Source organism: Halorubrum sp. SS7, assembly GCF_005435055.1.
Taxonomy (GTDB): domain Archaea; phylum Halobacteriota; class Halobacteria; order Halobacteriales; family Haloferacaceae; genus Halorubrum; species Halorubrum salinarum.
In genome coordinates this window covers 1,226-2,270 of sequence record NZ_SGXV01000062.1, presented here as the reverse complement: position 1 = coordinate 2,270, position 1,045 = coordinate 1,226, and the positions used below count along the sequence as shown (strand labels likewise).

The window sequence follows — 1,045 nt, the reverse complement described above, 5'->3', positions numbered from 1 at the left end:
TGGGATCACCACGATCTCGCGACCGCGTTGGACGAGGCCGCTGTCCGTGATGTTCTCGAGCGAGCAGCAGGGTTACTCGCCGCGGCACTCGATCGTATTAGCTCCCAGACCCGTGACCCGACAAGCGAGATCGACTCGGAGATTCGCATCGGTGCGTTTCAACAAGCGATTGAGGACGCCGCCGATGGCGTCGCCATCCTCGATGACGAGGCGTACGTCTATATCGATCAGACGCACGTCGATATGTACGGATTCGACAGCAAACAGGAGTTGCTCGGTCGAAGTTGGCGAGAGCTATACGCTGCGGATGAAGCGGCACGGATCGAGAGGGAAGCTTTCGACGCGCTCGAACGTGATGGTCACTGGCAGGGGCGAGTAACGGGAAGTCGGCCCGATGGAACGACGTTCCCGGCGGAGCTGTCCCTGACGATGGTCGCCCCGTCCCGAATGGTCTGTACGGTACGTGACGTGACCGACCGTGAAGCGCGGGAACGCGAGCTCTCATTAAAAGAGCGGGCGCTGGACGAAGCAGGGATCAGCATCCAGATTACGGATCCGACCCAACCGGGAAACCCGTTGGTGTACGTCAACGAGGAGTTTGTACAGCTAACCGGGTACGAGCGGTCAGAGGCTCTCGGCCGAAACCCGAGATTCCTCCAGGGCCCCGGATCAGATTCGGAGACGACAAAGCGAATCCGTACGGCGATCGAAACCGAGCGACCGATAACAACTAAGCTGAGAAACTACACCGCGGAGGGTGAACCGTACTGGGCGAAGCTCTCCGTGACGCCGGTTCGAGACGAAAACGGAATCGTGACAAACTACATCGGGGTTCAACACGATATTACCGAGCAACGACGGCGGATCAGAGAGCTCAGAAACCAGACTGAGCGGCTAGAACTCGTTCTCAGCGGGACGGAGACGGGCATCGGTGAGTGGGACTTCAGTACCAACACAGTCACGTTGGACGCCACTTTACGAGAGGCGGTCGGAGCGAGCCCGACAACGATAGACGAGTGGCAAGCAATAGTTTACCCGGAGGATC

1 protein-coding gene is annotated in these 1,045 nt (G+C 58.9%); it reads left to right on the top strand.

Going from position 1 to position 1,045, the window contains the following annotated elements:
- The coding region (locus tag EXE44_RS16450; RefSeq protein ID WP_199241243.1) for a PAS domain-containing protein at positions 1-1,045 on the top strand (1,045 nt) is incomplete at both ends.